Annotated in this window: 4 protein-coding genes; 2 read left to right on the top strand and 2 right to left on the bottom strand. The window is 67.2% G+C overall.

Annotated features, from left to right (window positions below; all coding sequences use genetic code 11):
* The first annotated feature begins 207 nt into the window (after window positions 1–207).
* Window positions 208–636, top strand: coding sequence for a ferric iron uptake transcriptional regulator (fur, locus tag OXU43_05300; GenBank protein ID MDD9824568.1), 429 nt, complete (start codon window positions 208–210; stop codon window positions 634–636).
* Here the strand turns inward: fur and recN are convergent.
* Together recN and OXU43_05290 are read right to left on the bottom strand one after the other, a co-directional pair.
* Complete coding sequence (recN, locus tag OXU43_05295) at window positions 633–2,315, bottom strand: DNA repair protein RecN (protein ID MDD9824567.1); 1,683 nt, start codon at window positions 2,313–2,315, stop codon at window positions 633–635. The genes fur and recN overlap by 4 nt on opposite strands.
* On the bottom strand, window positions 2,309–3,178 hold the full coding sequence (locus tag OXU43_05290; protein ID MDD9824566.1) for an NAD(+)/NADH kinase: 870 nt from the start codon (window positions 3,176–3,178) through the stop codon (window positions 2,309–2,311). The genes recN and OXU43_05290 overlap by 7 nt, the downstream gene beginning before the upstream one ends.
* Window positions 3,179–3,299: 121 nt before the next feature.
* On the opposite strand from OXU43_05290, the gene hrcA reads away from it, so the two are divergent.
* Window positions 3,300–4,373, top strand: a complete 1,074-nt coding sequence (hrcA, locus tag OXU43_05285) for a heat-inducible transcriptional repressor HrcA (GenBank protein ID MDD9824565.1) — start codon at window positions 3,300–3,302, stop codon at window positions 4,371–4,373.
* Window positions 4,374–4,577: the final 204 nt, after the last annotated feature.

Here is a 4,577-nt window from a genome sequence, read left to right as displayed (position 1 = left end):
GTCCACCCCGTCCACAAAGTCCACACCCTCTTTCGCGGCAATGGCGGGTAAAGGCGCGCGCTTCGCGCTCCTTGGCGGTGCTTGGGGCGGTGCTTGGGCGGCGCATGGCATTTCCGGCGATTATACAGTATTGTTCGCTATCGCTGGGGACGACCCGGATGTGCCGGGAGCGAGTCCCTGGCGCCGTGCGTTGCGTACAGGATGGCGATGGCCTTGGATGCGGTACAGGATCATCTCAAGCGGGCGGGCCTGCGGGCTACTTCCTCCCGGTTGCATATTCTGCGCGTGCTCGAGGGGGCGGAGCGGAAACACCTGAGCGCCGACGAAGTCTATCGGGAGCTGGTCAAGATCGGGGCGGATGTGGGCTATGCCACCGTCTATCGGGCGCTGACCCAGTTCGTGGCCGCCGGCCTGGCGATACGGCACAATTTCGCCGGCGGGCCGGCAATCTTCGAGTTGGCGGACGACGAGCACCACGACCACATGATCTGCATGGAGACCGGCAGGGTGATCGAGTTCCAGAACGACCGGATCGAGGTGTTGCAGAAACAGATCGCCAAGCAGCACGGCTACGATCTGGTCGGCCACAGCCTGGTGCTGTACGTGCGGCCCCGGGCTTCCCGCAGGAGGTCTTAGGCAGAGGCCAGCATTTCGCGCGCGTGCGCCCGGGTCCGCGGCGTGATTCGCAATCCCCCCAGCATACGGGCGATCTCTTCGATTCTCGTTTCCGCGTCCAGTTCCGTTACCGAGGTGCGCGTGGTGCCTCCGGCGTCGTTTTTTTGCACGTGCAGGTGGCGGTGCCCCTGGGAGGCGACCTGCGGCAGGTGGGTGATGCACAGGACCTGCCGGTTCTCCGCCAATTTGCGCAGCAGGCGCCCCACGAGTTCGGCCACCCCGCCCCGGATGCCGACATCCACCTCGTCGAATACCAGGGTCGAGGCCCGGCCGCGGTCGCCGCAGTTATGCAGGGCCAGGCAGATGCGCGACAGTTCGCCGCCGGACGCAACCTTGCTCAGGGGGCCGGGCGGCAGTCCCGGGTTGACGGCGACTTGGTATTCCACCTCGTCCCATCCCGCGTCGCGGGGCTGTTCCGCCGCCCGGCTGGCGACCCGGACCTCGAAGCGGGCGTTGGGCATGCCGAGTTGCCGCAGCCAGTCGGTGACCTCCCGGGCCAGCCGGGGCGCCGCCTGTTGCCGCTTGTCGCTCAGTTGCCCGGCCAGCTCCCGGTAGCGCGAGACGATGCGCCGCTGTTCTTCGCTCAGGCGGGCGCGGTCTTCCTCGCCGCGTTCCGCGTCTTCCAGCCGGCGCAGCAGCGACTCCAGGCGTTCCGGCAGTTCCTCCGGACGAATGCGGTGCTTGCGCGCCGCCTCGCACAGGGCGCCGAGCCGCGCCTCCGCCTCCTGTAGCCGCGCCGCTTCGGAATCCATGCCTTCGACGTGCCGGCGCAGGCCGCTGGTCGCTTCCCGCGTCTGCAGCGCCGCTTCTTCGATTAGTCCGGTCGCCGGCCCCAGTCTTTCGTCCAGATCGCGCGCCTCCCGCAAGGCGCCCGCGGCGCGTTCCAGCAGGTTGGCGGCGCCGTGTTCCTCGTGGTCCAGGAGCTCCAGCGTTTGCCGGCATTGCCGTTCCAGGAAGTCGGCGTGGGCCAGGCGGCGGTGCGTCTTTTCCAATTCGGCGTACTCGCCCGCCGGCGTTTGCAGCGCCTCCAGTTCCCGGATTTGGTAGCGCAACAGCTCGAGTTCCTGCCCGGACTGCCCGCCGCTGCCGGTTTCCTGGAGCCGCCGCTGCGCCTGCGCCCATTGCCGGCAGCATTCCCGGATTCTGTCCAGCAGTTCCCGGTGGTCGCCGTAGGCGTCGAGCAGGCGCCGCTGCTGGTCGCGGGCCATCAGGCTGTGGTAGGCATGCTGCCCCTGCGCTTCGACCAGCGGCGCCCGCAGTTCCCGCAGCACCCGCAGGGGAACGGGGCTGCCGTTGACATACGCCTGGGAGCGTCCGTCTTTGGCCCGCAGCACCCGGTGCAGCAGCCACTGCTCCTCCGCGCCGGGCGGCAGCAGGCATTGGCCGGGCGGCCCGGCGGCCTCGCGCATGGCCGCGCGCGTCTCGGCAGGGACTGCGAAACGGGCGATGACCTCGGCGCGATCCTGGCCCGGGCGTATGTAACGGGTGTCGCCGCGGTCTCCCAGCGCCAGCCCCAGCGCATCCACGATGATGGATTTTCCCACCCCGGTTTCCCCGGTGAAGACGGTCAACCCTTCCCGCAGCGCCAGCCGCATTTCCGCGACCACCGCGAAGTTGCGAATCTGTAGTTCCTTCAGCAAGGTGTACGGCCCCACTTCAGTTTGGTGCGCAGGATGCCGAAATAATTGTAGTTCAGCGGGTGGATAAGCCGCAGCCGCGGCCCCGAGCCTCGGATCTGGACGCTGTCGCCGGGCCGCAGCTCCTGTACCAGCTGCCCGTCCCGCATCAGTCCGGCGCGCTGCTTCCCTCCCGGGTCAATCCGCACTTCGATCTCCTGCTCGCTTCCGACCGCCAGAGGGCGGCTGCCGAGCGTGTGCGGGCAGACGGGCACCAGGGCCAGCACCTCCAGAGAGGGGAACAGGATCGGGCCGCCGCTGGCCAGCGCATAGGCCGTAGAGCCGGTGGGGGTTGCGACGATCAGTCCGTCGCCGCGCTGGCGGCCCAGGAAGTGCCCGTCAATGCGCGTCTCGCATACGAAGAGCCGCGAGATATCGTGTTTCTGCACGGCGACCTCGTTGACCGCGATTCCCTCCAGGAGGGTTTCGCCTTCGCGGCGCAGCCGGTATTCGGCCAGCAGGCGCCGCTCTTCCAGGTACTGGCCGCCCAGGATGGCGTCCAGATGCCCGGCAATGTCCCGCGGCGAACAGTCGGCCAGAAAACCGAGCCGGCCGGTATTGACGCCGATCAGGGGCACCCCGCGGCGCGCCAGCAGGTGGGCCGTCTTCAACAGCGTACCGTCGCCGCCCACCGCGATGCCGAGGTCGTAGCGGGGGTCTTCCTCGCCTTTGGGCGCCGTTTCTTCCCGGGAATCCCGGACGACGGCGACGGTCCGGATCCCCCGGCGCTCCAGTATGGCGGCGATCTCCCGTCGGATCGTCTCGGCCTCGTCGCTTTCCGGGCGGGTGACGATGGCAACTTGCCGGAATGTCGCTTGTTTGCTCATGTGTCTTTACGGTGCGGGAGGCAGGGAAACCGGTGCCGGGCGCCGCCGCCGCTGCGGCCGTCGGCGCCCCGTTCCGGGCCGGTTGCCCCTCTCCGCGGAAAAATGATACATTTTTCCGAGAATGCGCGTACACAAACATGCCGACTTGAAGGGGTTGGAGGAGCAGATCTCCGAGCGCGGCCTGTATCTGTTCCGGTCGTTGGTGGAACGCTACATCGAGGCCGGCCAGCCGGTCAGTTCGCGCGCCCTGGCGCGCGACAGCGGCCTGGACATCAGCCCGGCCACGGTGCGCAACGTCATGGCGGATTTGGAGGATATCGGCCTGATTCGCTCGCCGCACACTTCTGCCGGGCGCATCCCGACCGTAAAGGGATACCGGCTTTTCGTGGACAGCCTGTTGCAGCTTTCCGACATGGAAAGCAGCAAGCTGCAATCCATTAGCGAGGAAATGCAGCTCGAGACGGATGCCCAGCAGTTGCTGGAGCGCACCTCGTCCATGCTGTCCCGGATTACCCGCCTCGCCGGCGTCGTCACTTTGCCGAAGAGCGACTCCCTGACGGTGCGGCAGGTGGAGTTCATCCCCTTGTCCGGCGACCAGGTGCTGATGGTGCTGGTGATGAACGATCACGAGGTGCAGAATCGGATCTTTCATACCCGGCGCGCCTTTACCCTGTCCGAATTGCAGGAGGCCTCCGGTTACCTGAGCGACCTGCTCCGCCTTGGCTCGGGGCTGCAAGCGGCGCGCGGGCAGCTGGTGCGGGAGATGCGGCGCACCCGCGACGATATCAACCAGCTGATGCAGGCGGTCATCGAGTTTGCCGAACAGGCCTGCCGTTCGCGGGAGGGCAACGAGGATTACGTGCTGGCCGGCGGGACCAATTTGATGGAGATCGGCGACCTGGGCGATGTGGAACGGATCAAGCGTTTGTTCCAGACCTTTGAGGAGAAGCGCGATATTCTGCACCTGCTGGACGAGGCCATCCAGGCCGAAGGGGTGCGCATATTCATCGGCGAGGAATCCGGCTACGAAGTGCTGGACAATTGCAGCGTGGTGGCCTCTCCGTACGAGGTGGACGGCCGGGTGGTGGGGGTGTTGGGGGTCATCGGCCCCACTCGCATGCCCTACAGCGAGGTGATTCCGGTGGTGGACGTAACGGCGCGCATGTTGAGCGTTGCGCTGAATTTTCAACCGTAGTAAAAGGCGCATCCGGGTTCGGGGGTCGTGTCGGACGCCCGTGCCCGCTAGCGGCGAGGAGGTTTCATATGAACGGCAACGACGACCGCCCCGGCGCCGGCGAGGGGCCGCGGCTCGTGTCCGTCCCGGGGGGCGATCCGGCGCCCGGGCCGGAGGAAGATGCAGGCGCCGAATCGGTTGCGCCCGGGGCGCAAGAAGATACCG

It is taken from the genome of Gammaproteobacteria bacterium (assembly GCA_028817255.1).
GTDB classification, from domain to species: domain Bacteria; phylum Pseudomonadota; class Gammaproteobacteria; order Porifericomitales; family Porifericomitaceae; genus Porifericomes; species Porifericomes azotivorans.
This window is presented reverse-complemented; position numbering and strand designations above follow the sequence as displayed.